The organism is Agrobacterium sp. 20P9.1.2, assembly GCF_057799395.1.
Genome location: NZ_JBYOKI010000009.1, coordinates 1 through 21,768, shown reverse-complemented (window position 1 = coordinate 21,768; position 21,768 = coordinate 1). Strand labels below are relative to the sequence as shown.

The 21,768-nt window shown below is 55.4% G+C and carries 16 protein-coding genes and 1 pseudogene; 14 read left to right on the top strand and 3 right to left on the bottom strand.

Annotation, left to right across the window (positions count from 1 at the left end; all coding sequences use genetic code 11):
• Nucleotides 1–3 precede the first annotated feature (3 nt).
• Nucleotides 4–849 (bottom strand): right-handed parallel beta-helix repeat-containing protein, encoded by an 846-nt coding sequence (locus tag AC27VJ_RS20490; RefSeq protein ID WP_488685556.1) that lies wholly within the window; start codon nt 847–849, stop codon nt 4–6.
• Nucleotides 846–1,799 carry a glycosyltransferase family 2 protein gene (locus tag AC27VJ_RS20485; protein ID WP_488685555.1) on the bottom strand — a complete coding sequence of 318 codons (954 nt, stop codon included), beginning with the start codon at nt 1,797–1,799 and terminating at the stop codon, nt 846–848. The genes AC27VJ_RS20490 and AC27VJ_RS20485 overlap by 4 nt, the downstream gene beginning before the upstream one ends.
• 440 nt (nt 1,800–2,239) lie before the next feature.
• On the opposite strand from AC27VJ_RS20485, the gene AC27VJ_RS20480 reads away from it, so the two are divergent.
• The 14 genes from AC27VJ_RS20480 (at nt 2,240) to AC27VJ_RS20415 (ending at nt 20,739) form a co-directional block, all read left to right on the top strand.
• Nucleotides 2,240–3,406 carry a hypothetical protein gene (locus AC27VJ_RS20480; protein WP_488685554.1) on the top strand — a complete coding sequence of 389 codons (1,167 nt, stop codon included), beginning with the start codon at nt 2,240–2,242 and terminating at the stop codon, nt 3,404–3,406.
• A 1-nt stretch (nt 3,407) separates the two neighbouring features.
• Nucleotides 3,408–4,238, top strand: a complete 831-nt coding sequence (locus AC27VJ_RS20475; protein WP_488685553.1) for a WecB/TagA/CpsF family glycosyltransferase — start codon at nt 3,408–3,410, stop codon at nt 4,236–4,238.
• The gene (gene wecC / locus AC27VJ_RS20470) at nt 4,231–5,487 is read left to right on the top strand and encodes a UDP-N-acetyl-D-mannosamine dehydrogenase (protein ID WP_488685552.1); all 1,257 of its coding nucleotides are present in this window, start codon (nt 4,231–4,233) and stop codon (nt 5,485–5,487) included. Before AC27VJ_RS20475 ends, wecC begins: the two co-directional genes overlap by 8 nt.
• A 238-nt stretch (nt 5,488–5,725) precedes the next feature.
• A complete protein-coding gene (locus AC27VJ_RS20465) occupies nt 5,726–9,664 on the top strand; it encodes a DUF4082 domain-containing protein (RefSeq protein WP_488685551.1) in 3,939 nt (1,312 codons plus the stop codon).
• A gap of 15 nt (nt 9,665–9,679) precedes the next feature.
• Nucleotides 9,680–10,894: a GTP-binding protein gene (locus AC27VJ_RS20460; protein ID WP_488685550.1), complete on the top strand. Its 1,215-nt coding sequence runs from the start codon at nt 9,680–9,682 to the stop codon at nt 10,892–10,894.
• A 29-nt stretch (nt 10,895–10,923) separates the two neighbouring features.
• The gene (locus AC27VJ_RS20455; RefSeq protein WP_488685549.1) at nt 10,924–11,232 is read left to right on the top strand and encodes a hypothetical protein; all 309 of its coding nucleotides are present in this window, start codon (nt 10,924–10,926) and stop codon (nt 11,230–11,232) included.
• A 29-nt stretch (nt 11,233–11,261) separates the two neighbouring features.
• The gene (locus AC27VJ_RS20450; protein WP_488685548.1) at nt 11,262–13,406 is read left to right on the top strand and encodes a peptidase domain-containing ABC transporter; all 2,145 of its coding nucleotides are present in this window, start codon (nt 11,262–11,264) and stop codon (nt 13,404–13,406) included.
• The gene (locus AC27VJ_RS20445; protein ID WP_488685547.1) at nt 13,403–14,806 is read left to right on the top strand and encodes an HlyD family type I secretion periplasmic adaptor subunit; all 1,404 of its coding nucleotides are present in this window, start codon (nt 13,403–13,405) and stop codon (nt 14,804–14,806) included. Before AC27VJ_RS20450 ends, AC27VJ_RS20445 begins: the two co-directional genes overlap by 4 nt.
• Before the next feature lie 179 nt (nt 14,807–14,985).
• The gene (locus AC27VJ_RS20440; RefSeq protein WP_488685546.1) at nt 14,986–16,569 is read left to right on the top strand and encodes a GMC oxidoreductase; all 1,584 of its coding nucleotides are present in this window, start codon (nt 14,986–14,988) and stop codon (nt 16,567–16,569) included.
• Between the two features lie 89 nt (nt 16,570–16,658).
• Nucleotides 16,659–17,237, top strand: a complete 579-nt coding sequence (gene rfbC, locus AC27VJ_RS20435; protein ID WP_488685545.1) for a dTDP-4-dehydrorhamnose 3,5-epimerase — start codon at nt 16,659–16,661, stop codon at nt 17,235–17,237.
• 2 nt (nt 17,238–17,239) lie between these two features.
• Complete coding sequence (gene rfbB / locus AC27VJ_RS20430; protein WP_488685544.1) at nt 17,240–18,301, top strand: dTDP-glucose 4,6-dehydratase; 1,062 nt, start codon at nt 17,240–17,242, stop codon at nt 18,299–18,301.
• Nucleotides 18,301–19,191, top strand: coding sequence for a dTDP-4-dehydrorhamnose reductase (gene rfbD, locus AC27VJ_RS20425; protein WP_488685543.1), 891 nt, complete (start codon nt 18,301–18,303; stop codon nt 19,189–19,191). The genes rfbB and rfbD overlap by 1 nt, the downstream gene beginning before the upstream one ends.
• Before the next feature lie 28 nt (nt 19,192–19,219).
• A complete protein-coding gene (gene rfbA, locus AC27VJ_RS20420) occupies nt 19,220–20,089 on the top strand; it encodes a glucose-1-phosphate thymidylyltransferase RfbA (protein ID WP_488685542.1) in 870 nt (289 codons plus the stop codon).
• A 470-nt stretch (nt 20,090–20,559) separates the two neighbouring features.
• Nucleotides 20,560–20,739 (top strand): hypothetical protein, encoded by a 180-nt coding sequence (locus AC27VJ_RS20415; protein ID WP_488685541.1) that lies wholly within the window; start codon nt 20,560–20,562, stop codon nt 20,737–20,739.
• Nucleotides 20,740–21,203: 464 nt separating this feature from the next.
• Here the strand turns inward: AC27VJ_RS20415 and AC27VJ_RS20410 are convergent.
• Nucleotides 21,204–21,768, bottom strand: a pseudogene (locus tag AC27VJ_RS20410) (ATP-dependent metallopeptidase FtsH/Yme1/Tma family protein); the annotation flags it as partial.

Below are 21,768 nucleotides of genomic sequence, written 5' to 3'. Positions count from 1 at the left end.
ATTTTACGGTCGGCGGCATGACTGGACCTCCTCTATCGCATCCGTTCCCTTGTTGATGTTTCCCGATACGATAGGTTTGCTGTCCCAAATCGCGAAATCACCCCAGCGACCGCCTCCGATCTGGTTGCCGGTAATCCTGATCGAAGCGCTGTCGAGGGCGCCACCGCCCTTGCGGCCATCGACCTGGACCGTATAGCCTCCACCGAGCAAGCGATTGTTGGTGATTGTGATATCCGAAAGAACCCCGAACGTGTTGCCTATACCGACGGCTGATGTCTGCGAATGACCATTGATAATGGTGTTGCCGCTGATTTCGACATTCGTTCCACCGGTCATCTGGATACCGTCGTAGTGCGGATCAGTGTTGGTGCTCCGCAGGCAATGAATGTAATTGCCTTGAACGCGAGATGGTCCCCCGATGGTCATGCCATTTTCGGCATCATGTAGGTTGTTGCGCAGGAATGTTCCGAAGCCAAAAACAGCGTTATTAGTGCGACCCCGACCATCGATTTCACTATCAACGAGTGTGAAACCGCTGGCCGCATCCATGACCCTTAAAGCATGCCATGGTGTGTCGGAAATCAGCCTTGTGTTGCTGACTGTCACATTCGGAGCGTCGACCACGATATCGCCTGTAATTTCCATATTGCTGACAACGGCATTGGGAGTCTTGATATGAAGCGTGCCGCGGTATTTCTGCAGCACCGTTCCCGCTTTCACCCCGGTATTGCTGTCATCAGGAAAAGCAGCAGTTGCTTCCACGCCTGTTGCCCCGACAGGCAAGGGCATCCCGCTTACCTGGAATGCGTACAATAAAAATGCTGTCGCGCCGGTTGGGACCATCATCATGGCCCGGCAACATTCTGGCCGTTCCACATGCCCAATGCAGCGGCGAGCGCAGATGTGCGCGGCCGTCTCGAAAGAAGACGGATGCATTCACCGGCGACAAGAGCCGCTTGAAATAGAGTGGTACTGACGATGCCGTGGTGTCGCCGATAGTATTTTATACGATTGGCCATGGTCAGATTTGTGAGAAAATTGCTGCTGCGGTAATCTCCACCGATATGAACGACCTCCGACTGCGGAACGTAGAAGATAGCAAATCCAGCTTCACGGGTTCTTCGGAGGTAGTCGACTTCCTCGCTGTAGAGAAAAAAACTCTCATCCCAATCGCCGACCTTTTTGCGGGCACCTGCGGATATGAGCAGGATGGCACCGGTAGCCCATTCAATTTTACCTCCTTTTTGATAGAGCACGGGATCTTCAACCATTTCTCCGAGCCCCATGCGAGCGGCGCGGGAGCCGCCAAGAAGCGCTTCGGACCAGGCCGTTGTAATGGATGGTTCCCGCCGGACAGATTTCGATACCAGATGCTGCTGGTTCCGCATCCGGGGAACGACGACGCCAGCGTTTTTCAAAGAGCCAAGCCCTTTGAGAAGGATGCCGAGGCATCCGGGGGCGAGCCGGATGTCCGGATTGAGAACAAGAAGATGCATCGACGTGGAAATCTCGGCGGTGGCCGCATTGACACCAGCAGCATAGCCAGCATTGCGGCCAGTTTGAATGACCCGGTCTACCGATGAGTGTGCCTGCGCAATCTCGACGGACCGGTCTTGCGACCTGTTGTCGACGACAATTACCTTACTGCGCACAACACCCTCAAGGCCGCTTTCAAGCGAATCCAGCAGGCCCGGAAGAACTTCTGCGCTGTTATAGGTAACGATGACAATGGCAAGCGCCGTCCTATCGTCGCTCGGTTCGCGATCAGATTGCGGCGCTTGCATTGAGGATGCATCCACGTCTTCGTCTCCTTATGGCCGACGTCTGCGTTACGCAGACATCATTACCCTTGCGCCAAAGCATGTGGTTCTGAAAGCCGGTCGTGAGAAGTAGAGAACATTACCCTCATGCGGTGCGCTAAGCCGAAGAGCGGATGTCCAAAGTACAAACTATCCATTAGATGCACCCGCGGCACGCCCTGCTGAGCCATTCTGGATGCTCACTAAGCCTTTTAGTGTGCTGGCGCATTACTGCGTTTCTCCTAACATAAAGCTCATTCCATAGCCGCTTTTCTCAACTTAATTCTATCGCCTTCCCTGGGAAGGACGATCCGCCAGGAGCACTCATGCCGATCGAGCAACAATTCAGTCCAGATCGATACGATGTCTCCCACGGCGCAACCTTATCGGTTCATTTGGATCACGAGCAGGATGACGTTTGTTCTCATGATAGGCGCAGGTTGCTTTCGACATCAGCTCTGCACCCTCAGGACAAGGTCGATAAGCTTGTCACACTCGCATTGACAGGCCTGCCGCAAATGCACCGGAACGGCGCTTTCGGCCATACGTTGAGGGCCCGTACCAAGGGGCATCCATCCACAGCTGAACTCGAGGGCGACAATCTGCGCTACACCGCAATAGTAGCGCTCGGCATAGGCTTGGTCCCGGAAGTTGTTCAGATGAAAACGCTGGGCGGCAAAACGGCTGCCGAACTGGCCCGCGTCTGTGTCGAGCGTGCTGAGAAGTCCGATGATCTGGGAGCGATAACGCTTGCCGCCTGGGCAGCAGCGGAGGTTGGAGGCTTCTACGCCCGGCGACTATTCGACACTCTCGGCCAATATTTGGCGTCAAACGCACCTATTGAAACAGTCAGCTGCGCATGGGCACTTACCGCAGGTCTGGCAGCGGCGCGATATGGCGACACGCAAGACGTTGTCTCGCTGGCTACGAAACGGCTATTGGTGGGTCAGTCATCCCACGGCGTTTTCCCGCATACGATCTCTGCAAAATCCAACAGACGATTTCGAGCACATGTCGGCTGCTTTGCCGACCAGGTCTATCCCATTCAGGCGCTTTCGAGGCTGTACGTGGCGAAGGGAGACCGCCAAGCTCTTGCTGCTGCAGAAGCTTGTGCGGAGAAGATTTGCGCACTCCAGGGACCGGCGGGTCAATGGTGGTGGCACTATGATACGCGCAATGGGCAAGTGGTTGAAGGCTACCCCGTCTACAGCGTCCACCAGCACGGTATGGCCCCTATGGTTCTACTGGATCTCAAGGACGCCGGTGGCACGGATCATTCCGACGCCATCACCAAAGGACTGAATTGGCTTGAGGCCCACCCCGAGCAGACGGAGCCTCTCATAGATCGCGAGATCGGGGTGATCTGGCGGAAGGTCGCCCGCAGGGAGCCAGGTAAGACTGTCAGATGGCTGTCCGCGATTACGACCGCAGCATCGCCCGGACTTCGAATTCCCGGGCTTGATGCAATCTTTCCGCCCTGCGCAATCGACTACGAATGCCGACCCTATGAACTGGGTTGGCTCCTCTACGCGTGGCTTTCGGGAGGCACCGTCGCCGCGCTTTCTTGCACATATGCCGAAAACACCGGACATTCAGGAGGAACATGAGATGATTGCCAAACGCCAACTTCTTTTCGGCCTTCACGTTGATGCGGTTCGCATGGACGATGTGATCGCCCGTTGCCACACAGCCGTGACAACACGTAAACGTCTCCTGCTCGGCGTTCTCAACGCTGCAAAGGTGGTTAAGCTGCGCAGGAACAAGATCCTCCGCGACTCCATGATCGAGTGTGATCTTCTCCTAGCTGACGGTCAGTCCGTTGTCTGGGCAAGCAGGCTGCTACGCAGGCCACTTCCCGAGCGCGTTGCCGGAATAGACGTTTTCGAACGTCTTCTCCAACTCGCTCATCGGCATTCGCTTTCGATTGCCTTGCTCGGAGCTACGCCCGAAGTGGTCAAGGAAGTCGACCTTATCGTGTCGAAACGATACCCCAACCTAAAGATCGTTTATCGGCATCACGGCTTCTACTCGGCTGACGAGGCCAGCAAGATCGCCGGGGACATCCGGTCATCACAAGCCGATATGCTGTTCCTAGGGATCACCTCTCCAAAGAAAGAGATTTTTCTCGCGACTTACGGCTCCACTCTTAATGTGCCGGTCCTACATGGCGTCGGCGGCTCTTTCGATATCATTGCAGGTTTAACAGCGAGGGCGCCTGTTGCGTGGCAAAGGGCCGGAATGGAATGGGCGTACCGACTTTTGCAGGAGCCGCGGCGCCTGGCTTGGCGTTATTTGACAACGAACTTCGCCTTTATCGGTCTTACATTGGTCGAGATGCTTCATCCATCCAGCGCTTTCAGCACGCATGTCCGGCGTACGGGTGAGCGACTTGCGCGTCGGTTACCGACCACACAGCCGCACGGGGGTGTCGATGAGTGAGATATTCAAGGGTCGGGTGGCTATTGTCGGTATGGGCTACATCGGGCTTCCCACAGCCGTAGCAATTGCAACGCGTGGCATCGACGTTATAGGGGTCGATATCAACCCCGCCACAGTTGCAGCGCTGTCGCGCGGTGAGGCACCTTTTGTCGAACCGGACCTCGCTGTTGGTGTCAGCGGCGCGGTTGCCATGGGACGTCTCAGCGTGACCACGGAAATGCCCGAAGCCGATGCCTTCATCATCGCCGTGCCAACACCCTTCAACAGCGATAAATCCGCTGACCTTTCGTGTGTGGAAGCAGCGGCCAGCCAAATCGCGCCGATGCTGAGGCCGGGAAACATTGTCATTCTCGAATCCACCTGCCCTCCTGGCACGACGGAACGCATTAGAAAGTGGATCGCGGACCTTAGGCCGGACCTGAAGACTCCCGTCGATGGCGAAAACCGGGCAGACCTGTTTTTTGCACACTGCCCCGAGCGCGTCCTTCCCGGACGCATCATGATTGAAATGATCACGAATGATCGCGTCGTCGGCGGTCTGACGCCACAATGCGCAGAAAAGGCCGCGTCCATCTACCGGCTATTTGCACAGGGTGAAATCCTCCTGACTGACGCAGCGAGCGCCGAGATGGCAAAGCTGGTCGAAAACGCCTACCGCGACGTCAACATTGCGTTCTCGAATGAGATTTCCCTGATCAGCGAGTCGCTGCACATAGATGTATGGGAGGTGATCCGCCTGGCCAACAGACATCCTCGGGTCAACGTTCTAAATCCAGGACCGGGTGTTGGCGGCCATTGTATTCCGGTCGATCCATGGTTCATCGTCTCCGCGGCACCCGAACTTTCGCGGCTGATCCGCACAGCCCGCGAAGTGAATGATCACAGACCGCACCATGTCGCAGGTCAGGTTGTCGAAAAGGCGAAGCGCTTCAAATCGCCGACGGTCGCCTGCCTTGGGCTGACTTTCAAGGCGAATGTCGATGACATCAGAGAAAGTCCCGCTATCGAAGTCGTCAGTCTGATTGCTCAGTCCATGCCAGACCTATCCATCCTGGTATCCGATCCATATGTCAGCACTCTGCCAAAACTTTTGGGTAACTTCGCCAATCTGCACCTCGAAAGCGCCCATCAAGCCGTGGAGCGGGCCGACATCGTCGTTCTCTTGGTCGAGCATGAGGCATTCAAGACAATCAAGCACACGCGTCTTGGCGGCAAGGTGGTCTACGACACCAGGGGAGCGTGGCACTGAACTGCTGACCGTTTGCAAATGCCCGGTGAGTTTTCTAACACCGACGCAACCCCTCACATTGGCTGAGGCCGGGAGTAGGGCATCATCAAAAGGCTATGATCCATTCCCGCGAAAAATGCGGCAAGATGATCTCTTCGGCTTCAGACACGCTCTATCGGCAAGCGTTTCGCCTGCGAAATGCATCACTAAAAATAGTCATGCCACCATCAGGTCCCTCAAAACGTGAAAGGATAACGCGGTGACCATTTCGCCATCTGATCAGCCAACTACAGCGTCTGCCTTGCCACTCAACAAGATCGCAGTCGAAAACCTGAAGCAGGGCAACCCGGAGAGCGAATGGGGCATAACCGGTGACGGTACGGGCAATATTCAAGGCTTCGCCACGGACATCAGCCGCAATATAGGACAGACGATTGATTTCAAGATAGCGACCGACAGCGCCCACTACCGGTTAGACATTTACCGCATGGGTTATTACGATGGAGATGGCGCCCGAAAGGTAGCCACAATCGAACAGAACCTGACGACCGCGCAGATACAGCCACATCCCATCGTCGACATGTCACTGGGGCTGATCGATTGCGGCAATTGGTCTGTTTCGGCGAGCTGGGCAATACCCTCGGACGCCGTGTCGGGTGTCTACTTCGCCAAGCTCGTCCGCGAAGACGGCATAAGTGGCGAAAGCATCGTACCCTTTATCGTGCGCGATGACGCGGCTGCCAGCGACATTGTCTTCCAGACTTCCGATACGACCTGGCAGGCTTATAATGCGTGGGGCGGAGCTAGCCTTTATTACGGTCAGGTTCCTGTGGATCCAGCCGATATGATCGGCTACATGCCGCCAAATTGCAGTTGCGGTCTGACCGCCATCGGTCGCGCTTCCGCCGTCAGCTACAATCGACCCATCATCACCAACACCAGCCCCATCGGCGGCACACACGACTTCATTTTCGGAGCCGAAAGTTCGGCCATCCAGTGGCTTGAGCAGAATGGCTATGACGTCTCGTATATTTCCGGGGTGGACTCTGCGCGAAGCGGCAGCCAGCTTCTCAATCATCAGGCGTTCCTGTCGGTCGGCCACGACGAGTACTGGTCTGCAGAACAACGAACCAATGTCGAGGCCGCCCGCGATGCAGGGGTCAACCTGGCTTTCTGGAGCGGTAACGAATGCTACTGGAAGGTGCGCTGGGAGAACAGCATCGACGGCAACGGCACAGCCTACCGTACGATGGTCTGTTACAAGGAAACCTGGGGAACCAGCGTAGATCCCAGTCCAATCGGCACGGGAACTTGGCGTGATCCGCGTTATGCCGATGCCGGACAAGAGCCTGAAAATTCTTTGACAGGAACGATGTTCACGGTCGACAGCTATCGTCAGGATGCCATTTCGATACCTTACGATTATTCGAATCTCCGGTTCTGGCGCAACACGGACGTTGCGGAACTGGCCCTTGGCCAGACCTACCAGCTGACAGAAAATCTTTTGGGCTATGAATGGGATTCCGATGTCGAAAACGGTTTTCGTCCGGATGGCCTGATCAATCTCTCGCTTTCTAGCATCTCGGTCGATACCTATCTGCGCGACTATGGCACAAGCGTGGGCGCCGCTGTGGCCACCCATAGCCTTACCATGTATCGCGCCGAGAGCGGCGCACTCGTATTCGGGGCCGGCACCGTGTTCTGGTCATGGGGTTTGAGTACTGCCCATGAGGGCGCAGCGACGCCCGCCGATCCGAATGTCCAGCAAGCCATGATCAACATGTTCGCGGACATGGGAATACAGCCCACGACACTGGATGCGAGCCTGGTTCTGGCGACGGCATCTCCCGATCACATCAAGCCGACATCGACCATCACTCCCGGTCTGGGAACCAGCTTCGTCGAGGGCCAACATGTATCGATCACCGGAACGGCACAGGATCTCGGCGGGGGGATCATCGCCGGCGTGGAGGTCTCCACGGACGGCGGCCAGCGTTGGTTCAAGGCGACCGGACGCGAGAACTGGAGCTTCAACTGGGTCGTGCAAGCCAGCGGCAGCTATACGATCCTGTCACGCGCGGTCGATGACAGCGTCAATCTCGAAACGCCTTCCACCGGCAAGCAGGTGAACGTCGTCCTGCCATCGACTTCTGGCCTGTGGACCAGGTCGGCAGTTCCGGTCACCGCGACGACCCTCGACCGGGAAAGCGTGGAATTGGGCACACGTTTCCAGACAACCACTGCGGGTTCTGTGACTGCTATCCGCTTCTACAAGGGCCAATACAATATCGGGGACCACAATGTCAGCCTTTGGTCGGCCGACGGGACACGTCTTGCAACCGCCCTATCCACAAGTGAATCGATCAGCGGCTGGCAGACAGTGACGTTCGCCAACCCCGTTCAGATTTCGGCTGGTGTGACCTATGTCGCTTCCTATCACAGCGGCGGGTACTATTCGTCGACCGATGGATACTTCACGTCTTCCTATGCAAACGGCGTTCTGCGCGCGTCAGCGGAGGCAGGCGTGTATGCATATGGAACCTCCGCCAGTCTGTTTCCTGACAAAAGTTATAATGGCGCCAACTACTGGGTCGACGTGGCGTTCGAACCATCGACGACCAATGCGGTACCGGTTGCGCACAACGACAGCGGCATTTCCATTGTTCAGAACACGATGATGGCGATCCCGGCGGCATTCGTGCTTGCAAACGATACCGACCCTGACGGCGATGCACTTTCGGTCATCGCTGCAAATGGCGCAACCAACGGCGCCGTCGTCTTCAATGCACAGTCGCAGACGTTCAACTTCACTCCGACCGCAGGTTATCAGGGCGCGGCAAGCTTTTCCTACACGATATCGGATGGACGCGGCGGCACCTCTTCTGCAAGTGTTTCGATGACGGTCGCTCCCCCATCCACGGCTACGGGCGTGTTCACGGCGCTGGACACCCCTCCCGCATCCGGCGTGATTGATCCCGGCTCGGTCGAACTTGGAATGAAGTTCACGACCTCGACAAGAGGCGAAATCAGCGGGCTGCGCTACTACAAGAGCGCTCAGGACACCGGCACGCACACCGGGTCTCTATGGTCCAGCACAGGCACGCTTCTTGGCACGCTGACATTTTCGGCAGAAACAGCTAGCGGGTGGCAAACCGCCACTTTTACCCAGCCGATCAGTATCTCGGCAGGCTCGACATATGTTGCCAGCTATCACTCAAATGGCAACTATTCTGCGACACCGAACTATTTCTCTACAAGCCATTCGAACGGTGTACTGACTGCACCATCCAGCGCCACAGCTGCCGGGAACGGTGTCTATGCATACGGGGCTTCATCTCTGTTTCCGACGGCTACCTACAACTCGACCAATTATTGGGTGGACGTCCTTTACCAGAATGCCTCGCAGAACAGGGCACCGGTCGCGGTATCCGACAGCGGCTTTCTGGCTGTCGCCGCGTCGCCCCTCACGATCTCAGCTTCTAGCTTGATCGCCAATGACAACGATCCAGACGGCGATACCATCGCTGTTACATCGGTCAGCAATGCGACCAACGGCATAGCCACATTCGACGCCAGTTTGAACACGGTGACCTTCGCTGCCAATGCAGGCTATTCAGGCGCTGCGGGGTTTTCTTACGCAGTTTCAGATGGGCACGGCGGAACGGCCTCAGCGCAGGTTTCGTTGACAGTGGCCCAGAAAGGCAATGTCTCCACCCTTTTTCTCCCCAGTGAGACGCCGACGATCATCTCCGTAGCTGACAACTCGCCAGTCAATCTTGGAATGAAATTTTCGGCTGATACGGCCGGTTGGATATCCGGTATCCAATTCTACAAAGGGAGCGACAACGTCGGTCCGCACACGGGATATCTCTGGTCTTCGACAGGCACCTTGCTTGCCAGCGCCAGCTTCACCAACGAAAGCGGCAGTGGCTGGCAAACAGTCAATCTGTCGACGGACGTGGCGATATCGGCAAACACGTCCTATGTCGTTTCCTACAGCACAAACGGCAACTACTCCGCGACGAGCAACTTTTTCCTCAGTTCTGTCGACAACGGAAGTCTGCATGCCAAATCCTCCGCATTGAGCGGCGGTAACGGGGTCTACGCCTATGGTTCGAGCGGGCTCTTCCCGACAAGCACCTTCAACAGCACGAACTACTACGTGGATATCGCATTCCGCCCACAGCTTGCCGCCTAGCGAAAAGGGGTCACCATGTTTCCTGCACGGTTGCCAGTGACGGTGCTTACGGGGTTCCTTGGCTCCGGAAAGACGACGATACTCAACCATATCCTTCGAAACCGGGAAGGTTTGCGGGCCGCGGTAATCGTCAACGACATGGGCGCGATCAACATCGACGCCAATCTTATCCGTGATGGCGGCAGCAGCCTGTCCAACACGGAAGAGACGCTGGTGGAACTCACCAACGGCTGCATTTGCTGTACCCTTCGCGATGACCTGCTCAGCGAAGTTCGCAGGCTCGCTGGCGAAGGTCGCTTCGACTATCTTTTGATCGAAGGCACCGGTATTGCCGAACCTTTGCCGATTGCGGCCACCTTTTCTTTTAGAGACGCCATGGGTGCCGCCCTCAGCGACGTCGCACGACTGGACACGATCGTAACCGTCGTGGATGCGGAGAACCTTCTCGCAGACTACTCCAGTTGTGATCTGCTCAGCGACCGGGGAGCCGCGCGCGACGGGACCGATGCCCGAACGCTGATCGACCTGTTGGTCGAGCAGATCGAGTTCTGCGATGTTGTGGTGATCAACAAGATTTCAGACGTGGATACGCGGACCCGCCACGCCATCAGACTGGTCATTGCAGCGCTCAACCCGGACGCGCGCATCATCGAAGCTGACTTCGGAAACATCCCGCTTGCTGGGATTTTGAACACCGGGCTGTTCAACGAGGTTAAGGCGGCGCGCCATCCTCTCTGGCACAAAGAGTTGTTTGGCTGGCAAGACCACGTCCCGGAAACGATAGAATTCGGAATCACAAGTTTCGTCTACAGGGCACGCCGTCCATTCGACCCGTCCAAGATTTCGGCCTTCCTACAGGCCGAATGGGCAGGTCTTCTGCGTGCCAAGGGCTACTTCTGGGTGGCCACGCGCCCAGACTTAATAGGACTTCTGTCGATCGCAGGCACACAGCGCCGCACTGAAACGAAGGGCATGTGGTGGGCGGCGGCGCCGAAGGCCCATTGGCCTGCCTACCCACAATTTCATGAAATGCTTCAGCGATCCTGGAGCGGGACCTGGGGTGACCGTAGGCAGGAGATTGTTTTCATCGGAGTAGACCTCCCCGAAAATGAAATCCGGCTGAACCTCGACGCCTGTCTCATCGGCTCGGAGGATTGCTTTGAACCTGACCGCTGGCATGATCTGCCTGATCCACTCCCCTCATGGCAACACGCCGATGCACCTCACTAGATGACTTCTCTTACGCAGTGGAGACTGGAATGACCGACGAACTATATTGCGATGGAATTGGCGAGATTACCGTCACGGCTTCGATTGTACGGCTCGACCTCATGTCCCTGTCAGCCACCGTACGGGACAGCGATGGAAATCCGTCTCCCACTTTTCGCCAGCGGATCATCATGCCGGTGGAAGCCTTCGCCAATGCTGTAGATCTGATGCAGAAGGCACTGGGTGGCCTGATCGAAGCGGGCGCCGTGCACCGAAATCCTCCACTACCAAAACCGCACAGAACAGACGGCGATCCAGTCGATCACACGCAGCTGAATTCTTCGCCAAACTTCAACTGAACGCGAATATTCGATGGTCTCCGCTGAATATGACCCTGGCTCTTCACACAAATCTGCATTGCCTTGCTCTCGTCGGCCGCCACCATGGCGTGGACCTGTCACCCGAGCGATTGCTGCACGATTACGACGTTGGCGAAACTCGGGTCACGACACGTCAGCTTCTTCGGATGGCAAAGGATGCCGGTCTGCGTGCTCGCAGCCATCACCTCAGTTGGAAGTCGCTGATCGGACTGGGTGAGGCCTACCCCGTTCTGGCCGAACTAGAAAACGGCAACTGGATCGTCATCACTGGCGGGTCGACACTTGAAGGAAATGACATAATCAGCGTTCTGGACCCGCTGGCGGAACGGCCGGAACAGATGGTTTTGTCCGAAAGCCAGTTTACCAAGAGCTGGTGCGGAACCGTGATACTGATAAAGCGCGACTACCGTATGACCGAGGAAGACCAGCCATTCGGATTTCGCTGGTTCGTGCCGGACATCATTCGTCAGCGCAGTCTCTTTCGGGATGTCGGAATGGCCGCCGTTATTCTCTACGGCCTTGGTCTCGCGACCCCGATATTCTTTCAGCTCGTCATCGACAAAGTTCTCGTCCACCAAAGCTATGCCACGCTGGTGGTGCTGACCGTGGGCATCGCCATCGCGCTGGTTTTCGATGCGATTTTCACCTTCCTGCGGCGCTACATCCTTCTCTACGCAACGAACAGGATCGATATCAGGGTCGCAACGCGGACATTTGGACATCTTCTGTCCCTGCCGATCGCCCTGTTCGAGCAAGCGTCCGCGGGAGTGCTCGTCAAACATATGCAGCAGACCGGGCGAATTCGGGAATTTCTGACCGGCCGATTGTTTCTGACGCTTCTGGATGCCCTGTCCCTGTTCGTATTCATACCTGTTCTCCTCCTTTACAGTGTCACATTGACCTTAGTCGTTCTGGGTTTCACCGTTCTGGTCGGCATTGTGATTACGGCTCTGGTCGGACCCTTCCAGCGGCGGCTCCAAGCGCTTTACCAGGCTGAAGGAGAGCGTCAGGCGCTTCTGGTCGAGACCGTCCACGGAATGCGCACTGTAAAATCGCTCGCACTCGAACCCAGGCAGCGAAAGGTATGGGACGATCAGTCCGCGCGATCGATTTCTGTTCGCTTTCGCGTCGACAAGATTTCAGCCGCAGCACAATCCGTAACCGGCCTGCTGGAGAAGCTGACGAGCGTTACGGTTATCGGGATCGGCGCACTTGCCGTATTCGACAACACGATGACGATCGGGGCGCTCGTGGCGTTCAACATGCTGGCCGGCCGCGTCTCGGGTCCGCTCATGCAGATTGTCACCATGGTGCATGAATATCAGGAGGTTGCTCTCTCCGTTCGCATGCTCGGTGAGGTGATGAACCAACGCCCCGAACAGTCCGGACGCAGCAGGGGTATCAGGCCGGCCCTGAAAGGGCGGATAGAATTTGACAAAGTATTGTTTCGTTACGGGCCCGACGGTTCCCCGGCACTCGATGGTATCTCATTCGAAATCCCGGCTGGCTCGGTTTTCGGGATAGTCGGAAAAAGCGGGTCAGGAAAGACAACGGTGACCCGTCTCATTCAGGGTTTGTACCAGAACCAGCAAGGCATTATCCGCGTCGATGGTTATGACAGCCGCGAAATCGATCTTGTCCACCTGCGCACCAACATCGGCGTTGTCCTGCAGGACAATTTCCTGTTTCGCGGAACAGTGCGCGACAATATCGCGGCAACGATGCCTGCCGCAACGATCGAAGAAGTTGCCGCAGCCGCCCAGGCGGCTGGAGCCGAGGAGTTCATCGAGCGGCTGCCTCGCGGTTTCGACACGCTGCTGGAGGAGAACGCTTCCAACCTTTCCGGTGGACAGCGGCAGCGGCTGGCCATCGCCCGCGCGTTGATAACCGATCCCACGCTGCTGATTCTCGACGAAGCGACCAGTGCGCTGGATCCCGACAGTGAGGCGATCCTGCGACAAAATCTGAGCAAGATCGCTGCGGGGCGCACGGTCGTCATCGTTTCACACCGGCTTTCGACCCTGATCGATGCAGATGCGATTCTCGTCATGGATCAGGGCAAGGTTTCCGATATCGGCACGCACGATCAGCTTGTCGCGAGATGCGTGACGTATCGTCATCTTTGGGCTCAGCAGATGCGGCAAGTCGCATGACAAACCGATCGTCATCCCAGCGGAAGAATGATCTTACCAAAGCCTCAGAGACAACTCCGCGTCGGCTCCGACAACTCCCGGCGGTGATTGCCGATTTTCAGTCGGACGCCGTCGAACTGGAGGAACGTCCCCCACCACTCGTCGCCAGGGTGACACTCTACACGCTATCGACCATGATCGCGATTGCGCTCGTGTGGGCCTGCGTGTCGCAGGTGGACGAAGTGGTCATCGCAACCGGAAAATTAATCACCACCCAACCGACGATGGTCGTCCAACCTCTGGAGACTTCGATCATAAGGACTCTCGACGTCTCGGTCGGTGATGTTGTCAGGGCGGGCCAGCAGCTTGCAACATTGGACCCGACATTCAGCCAGGCAGACGTCGACCAGCAACGTCTCAAATTCAGTGCGTACGATGCTCAGGTTAAACGGATCGAGGCGGAAGTGGCAGGTGATGATTATCCGGCGATGGCGAATGCATCTTCGGACCAGCAGCTCCAAAGTGCCTTGTTTCAGCAGCGCAGTGCGTTTTCCCGTGCGCAATTCCAAAACTTCGATCAGCAGATTGCCGGCCAGATGGCGACAGTGTCATCAAGCGACGACCAAGCCGTTATCCTTGCAAGCCGCCTCGACACACTCACGCAGATCGAAGCGGCCCGTGAGAACCTTTTTCAAAATGAGGCAGGATCGCTCATTGTATTTCTTGATGCAAAAGAAGCCCGCCTGGATGTCAGCGTTACGCTGTCGGCCGTGCGCAGCCGGGGCATAGAAGCACGGCATGCCGTGCTGAAGCTAACGGCAGAGAAGCAAGCTTTCATTGAGGAACTGCGTCGTGGGCTCTTGGAGCAATTAATCCAACTTCGGGATCAGCGTGATGCTGCTGCCGAGGAGTTGAAAAAAATGGATTTGCGCCGCACCATGGTTACTCTCAAGGCACCAGCAGACGCTGTCGTCCTCGATCTCGCCCAGAGATCGGAAGGTTCCGTTGTAAGGGAAGCTGAGCCCATCGTGACGTTGGTTCCACTCAATGTTCCGCTGGAGGCTGAGGTCTCTGTGAGCACCATCGACATCGCGCGTGTCACCGTGGATAAAGCCGTACGCGTCAAGTTCGATGCTTTTCCCTTCCAAAAATTTGGAACTGCTTCAGGTGTCGTCAGAGTCATTAGCAGGGATACATTTACGCCTACACAGCAGGAAATAAGTGCCGGAAAATCATCCACACCCTTCTTCCGAGCGCGCGTTATGTTGACTGATGTGGAACTCAAGACGCAAAATCAGCGGTTGGCACTGGTTCCAGGAATGACAGTATCCGCCGAAATCAAGGTCGGCCATCGCTCCATTATGTCCTATGTCCTCTACCCAATCATTAAGGGTTTGGACACTGCTCTTCGCGAGCCTTGAACCAAGACGGAAGTCAATTCGTTTTGGGAACACCTACGCCTAAATTGCGATATCTAAGCCGAATGGTTGACCCTGGTCAGACACAAGGACGGACCGATCAACGTGAAATCCCGCAAAGGTACAAGCCTTTGATAATTAGTACAATTTTACATCCGTGAATTCCGGATGCAGAATTTGTCATGACAATTTTTCACCTGCCGCAGATCGATCATCCATCCATGACTATTTCGGCAGAACTGTGCGTGATCGGTGCTGGAATTGCCGGGCTTCTCATCGCGAACCGGATAGCAAAAGCAGGTCGAAAGGTTATCGTCATCGAAAGCGGTAAGGACAAATTCGATCCTGAGATTCACGACTTAAACGCTGTTGAAGATATCGATGGGCGTTACACCAGAGAACTGGATGGTCGTTTCCGGGGCCTCGGTGGATCTTCAAGTCGCTGGGGTGGAAGGCTCATTCCCATAAGCAGCCATGATACGGCCAGACGCGACCATATCGGAATGCCGGCATGGCCGCTCGATATGGCCGGTCTGGATTGCTATGGAGAGGAAATTGAAAAGCTTTTCGGCGTTGCAAACGGTTCCTTCGACAAACTTCCAGAAACAAATTCTCGTGGGGCCCTGTCTTTGCTCGGGAACGGACATCTGGAGACCCGCTGGGCCAAATGTCCCAGTTTGAGAAATTGTAATCTCGCTCACGTCTTGAGACGAGAATTGTCGAAAAATTCTAACATTGAAATATGGCTCGAAGCCACGGTTTGTGACTTTGATCTGGATCGCGACTCTGGATTTTTACGCGAAATCACCGCCCGAAATTTTGCCGGTAAATCATTGACGGTGAAAGCTGGCCGATTTGTTTTTACTGCAGGGACAATCGAGACCACGAAACTGATGCTTTTGATGGACCGTTGCGCAAACGAGAAAATGTTTGCCAAGCCGAGCGTGATTGGCCGATATTTTCAAGACCATCTGAAGGTCGAGGTTGCGACTATCGGGCGATACGATGCGGTGATGACCAATCGTCTGTTCGCCTATCGGTACGTTAATTCCACAAGGCGGGATCTTCATCTGGATCTTGGGCAGACCGCTCAGACGCAAGGCGGCGTTTCCAGTGCGTTTGCCTACATTGCCATGGATGTAGCCAACAGCCCGCTTGCCGCTCTCCGGCGGGTGGCGAAAAACCTGCAGCGTCGTCAACTCGACCTGCGCGAATTGGTAACGATCTCCAAGAATGCCGGGCTGGTCGCGCAAGCGGCTTATTGGAGAGCGGTCCGAAAGCAGCTTTTCGTGCCTAAGGACGTCAACTTCAAAGTTATGATCTGCGCAGAACAACTGCCGGAATGGAAGAATCACATTTCTCTGTCGCCTGCACTCGATCGTCTTGGCATGCCAAAGGCTCAGATCGAATGGCAGCCAATGCCCAGTGAGGAGCGTACTTTCCGGATCGCTGTAGCCCGATTGGCAGATTACTGGAAATCAGCGGCCCTGGATCAGAAAAGCCCGCTGATGTTGAACGACTTGGTCCAAGACCCCGCTGGCTCGATCATCGCCAAATCCGAAGCCTGCGCTCACCCGTCCGGGACGACACGAATGGGGACCAACCCTGCGGACTCAATTGTGGGGCCGAACCTGCGCTGTCATGCCGTGCCAAATGTTTCCATTGTCAGCGCGTCAGTCTTTCCAACTGCAGGCAGCGCAAACCCAACCTTCACAATCATGAAGCTCGCCTACTCATTCGCAGACAATTATCTGAAACATGCATGATCTGGGGCATCTCACCAAACCGACAAGGAGACCGCAAGCGAAAGAATAGATCGGAATACTATCAAATATGTTCATCGTTAGGATCCAATATGCGATTTCTTGAAATGCCAATAAAAGGTGTGGTTCTGCTAATTCCGAATAGAATTAGCGACGACCGAGGCTATTTCTCAGAAACATTCCGAACAGATATTTTCAACGAAAATGTTTGTCCTGCAGCTTTTGTCCAAGACAACCAATCACTATCTGCGCAAGTCGGTACGGTTCGCGGGCTGCACTTTCAGCTGGAACCTCGAGCGCAAGGGAAACTTGTGTGTTGTGTTGCAGGCGCGATCCTCGACGTCGCCGTCGACATCCGCAGGGGCTCCCCAACCTTTGGTCAACACGTAAAGACCGAGTTGACGGCTGAAAATGGCCACCAGTTGTGGATGCCGCCGGGGTTCGCGCACGGCTTTTGCACCTTGGAGCCAAACAGCGTCATTTCCTACAAGGTCACCGACTACTACAGCGCAAAGCATGACCGGGGCCTGTTGTGGAGCGATCCTCAACTTGAGATCGAATGGCCCATAGCTGCCGATGCGGCTTATCTTTCTGCAAAGGATAAGGTCCAGCCGAAACTCGCGGACCTTCTAGCTGCCCTCACCTACGAACCTGTTTTGGCTGGAGATTGAGGATGCGCGTCATTGTTACAGGCGGTGCTGGCTTTATTGGTTCTGCGGTCGTTCGTCATCTTATCACCGTCAAGGGGTATGAGGTCCTAACCATCGACAAGCTTACCTATGCCGGTAACCTTGCGTCGCTGTCAGCGATAGAAGACAATCCGCTACATCGGTTCCTCAAGGCCGACATTTGCGGCCGAGCAGCCATGCAGGACGCCTTCGAAAGCTTCCAGCCGGATCGCGTTATGCACCTTGCCGCTGAAAGCCATGTTGATCGCTCAATCACCGGCGCACGCGATTTCGTCGAAACAAATGTCATCGGTTCCTTCGTCCTTCTCGAGGCGGCGCGATTTTACTGGGATCGATTGCCGTCAGCTCGCAAGGCTGCGTTTCGCTACCTGCATGTTTCGACCGACGAGGTTTATGGATCACTGGGTGACGATGGCCTTTTCACGGAAGAAACGCCCTATGATCCGTCATCTCCCTACTCTGCGTCAAAGGCAGCATCAGACCACTTGGCAAAAGCGTGGGCCCGCACCTACGACATGCCGATCGTGGTTTCCAACTGCTCGAACAATTATGGCCCGTACCATTTTCCAGAAAAGCTCATTCCACTGATCATCCTGAATGCTTTGGAAGGGAAGGTTCTGCCGGTCTATGGCATTGGTATGAACATTCGCGATTGGCTCTATGTCGAAGACCACGCACGCGCGCTCGATCTTATCGCCGAACGTGGACGCCTCGGAGAAACCTACAATGTCGGCGGGCGTAACGAACGTCGCAATATCGATGTCGTGCAGAATGTGTGTACCATCATGGACGGGTTGGCTCCGAAGCCAAACAAACACCAGAGCCTGATCTCTTACGTAACAGACCGACCGGGCCACGACGCGCGCTACGCCATCGACGCGACCAAGCTGGAGACTGAACTCGGCTGGAAGGCCACGGAAAATTTCGACACCGGCATCGAAAAGACCGTGAAATGGTATCTGCAGAACGAATGGTGGTGGGCGCCGCTTCGTGAAGGCTATAACGGCAACCGGCTCGGGCTCCTCTCTGCCTCTGGCAGCAAGTGATGGTCCGCCGGTATCTCGTCACGGGTCGGGAAGGCCAAGTTGTTCGCTCCCTCCTCGATCGTGGATCTAGCCACGCGCAGATCGAAGTCATGGCTTTGGGTAGACCGGTTCTGGATCTCAACCGAATTGCGTCGATCGAAGCTGCCATCCTGCACTCCAGACCGGACTTGATCATTTCTGCCGCCGCCTACACTGCCGTCGATCAGGCAGAGACGAACCAGGCAATCGCATTCACCATCAATGCGACAGCGATTGGGGAGATTGGCAGAATTGCAAAGACCCTCGGCATTCCAGTTGTGCATCTCTCGACCGATTACGTATTCGATGGAGACAAAGCTTCTGCATACAATGAGCGTGATACCGTCAATCCGCTCAGTGTATACGGTCGCTCGAAGCTTGAGGGCGAGCACCTGCTGATAGCTTCAGGTGCCGATTACGCAATCCTCAGGACTGCGTGGGTGTACAGCCCATTTGGCAAGAATTTTCTTCGGAACATGCTGCGTCTGGCTGAGACGCACACTGATCTGTACGTCGTCGCTGATCAAATCGGTAATCCGACATCTGCTCTCGACATTGCCGAAGCAGTATTCCAGGTCGCCGAAAACCTTCTGACTTCCGACGATCCACGCCTGCGGGGTGTGTTCCATATGACCGCAACGGGCGACGCCAGCTGGGCGGAGTTTGCGACGGAAATATTCGCTGCATCCGGTAGGGGCAATGGGCCAACGGCAAAGGTTCACATGATCACCACAGTCGAATATCCGACGCCGGCAAAACGGCCAAAAAATTCGCGCTTGGACTGCAGAAAGCTCTCTGCAGAGCACGGCGTATCTCTGCGGGACTGGCAAAGCGCAACATCCGAAGTGGTTCGTCGGCTCACCTTGGCATAATGCCGCAAGCATATTGAGGAGCAACCGTATGAAGGGCATTATTCTCGCTGGCGGGAGTGGAACGCGGCTGCACCCTATAACGCTTGTCACGTCGAAGCAGCTTATTCCTATCTACGATAAACCGATGATCTACTACCCATTGTCCACGCTGATGCTGGCAGGTATTCGCGACATTCTCATCATTTCGACGCCGCATGACTTGCCAAGCTTCCAGCGCCTGTTGGGTGATGGTTCCACCTGGGGGATTTCACTGTCCTATTCTGAGCAACCCTCGCCCGATGGGCTTGCGCAAGCCTACGTCATTGGTGCTGACTTTGTTGGCTCTCATCCCTCCTGCCTTATCCTCGGCGACAACATCTTCTACGGACATGGCATCTCTGACCTGTTCAAGACCGCTGCATCGCGGCCAAGTGGCGCAACGATATTCGCTTACCATGTCCAGGATCCAGGCCGGTACGGCGTGGTCGAGTTCGACAAGTCGATGAAGGCGATCTCGATAGAGGAGAAACCGCTTATGCCACGGTCACACTGGGCGGTTACGGGACTATATTTCTATGACAAAGACGTCATTGATATTGCATCTAATCTCAACCCGTCACCACGCGGAGAGCTGGAAATCACCGACGTCAACCGTACTTATCTCGAACGCGGCAAGCTGAGCGTCGAACAGATGGGGCGCGGCTATGCTTGGCTCGATACCGGAACCCCAGATAGCCTTTTGGAGGCTGGTGATTTTGTGGCAACGCTTCAGAAACGGCAGGGTATAAAAATCAATTGCCCAGAAGAGGTGGCCTACCGCCAAGGATTTATTGATGCAGGTCAGCTTGAGGTCCTCGGAAAAAGGCACGGTAAGAATGACTATGGGGACTATCTACGAATGCTTCTATCTGATCTTTGACGGGCAGCGCGTTAGTATCTTCAGAGGCTTGGACGACGTTTGAGAGCAGCGAGGATGATTTCCTTACCAAGCATCGCTATTCTGGGCGAGGAATTTGAGTCACCCCGTGGATTGACGAAAGGTCCACTAGCTGAAGATCGCTCGGGCTTCATCTGCTATCTGACACGCTAAGAAGAGCGGTATGATTGGTGACTTCCAGTAGAGCTTAATCCCGCATCGGCCGTGGCGATGTTATGGGGAAATGCGGCATACGGTTCGGCGGCAATATTGACCTGTAGTCGTGCAAGTCACCTCAAAGGCGCCTACGCTTAGTCAAAAGTTAATCAATCAAGATCTGCCGAATCGATCGGGATTTTGAAGATCGTTTTGGATGGCTATGGAATCGAGCATTTATAAATCCTAGCTCATAAGCTACCCAAGATGTGCTAACGTGCTGAGCGATAAACTCCTCTGGAGATAAGGTGCTGAACATGAGCGACCAAAAGCCCCAAAAGCTGGCGAAGCTTACCCCAAAAAAAGATTTCGACACAGTTAAATTGACCGTTTCGAATATGGAGGAGAAGCGAATTAGGGATGACAAAGATAAAACCAAAAAACTTAAAGCTGCCAGACTGCAGAAAGTCGAGAATGACAAAATTTCTCTGAAGTGAGCTAGGCAAGGATACAGAAGCCGTTGGATGACAGCGCCCAGACGGCTAGCGGCGCGTCGTCGGCAGCTGTGCAAAACGTCGCAAGCGATCGTCAGTTCGTGGTTGGATGAGCGAATATCTTTAATAGTGTCGTCGAGGCAAGGTCTTCGAGATGAACCAGTTCACAGTTGATTTACAATGGGGCGCAGGCGAAGGTAAAGTGGGATCGTTCGACAGAGCCCGTCCGGACCGGCGAACGGACAATACGCTATCACGACAAATCATTTCTGACGCCGCGTCCCAGATTGTTCGCAGCAGCACTCATGTGAGCAACTTCGTAAGATCGTAAGTCTCGTAGCTAGCTTATGAGCCGGCCGCTAAGGGAGAGCTTTTTCGTCACAAGCTACGGTTTCGTAGTTGATCGCCAGAACATTGATAAATACCTGCTGTCGATATCCTATTACTCGGCAATTATCATTTTCCTATTATTTTGATAATGCGGCGAATATCTTCTCCACTAAGCGATTGCATATCGAACACCTCTTCAACAAGCGCATCAAGGGCGCCTCTGTTCTGCTGAAGGATTTCCTGTGCCTTGGCCAGCGCCGTCTCCAACCGCGCATGGACCGTGCGGCAAGATCCGGATTTCCGTCGAGCACGGATGCCTGGTCGACGTCATGGCGATACAACAGCGGATGAACTGCGGCAAAACCCAACGTCCTCTCCATGGCAAGCGCGAGCTTGGTGGCGCGGGCGAGATCGCTGTCATCACTCCCGCCCGACCCTGATGACACGCTGCCGACGACGATCTGCTCGGCGGCCCGCCCGGCCATCAGCATGGCCAGCATATCCTCGAGATAGCCAAGCGTATCGCTGCCGGAAGCTGTGAAGCCAAGCTGGCTGTACCCCCCGTTTGCGGTATCGATGTTGATACCATGGATCGGTCCAAGCTTCAGGACATGATGAACGATGGCATGCCCAGCCTCGTGAACGGCAAACCGCCAGCGCAGATCGTGTGGGACGGCAGGGCGATCCATCCGGATACCAGCC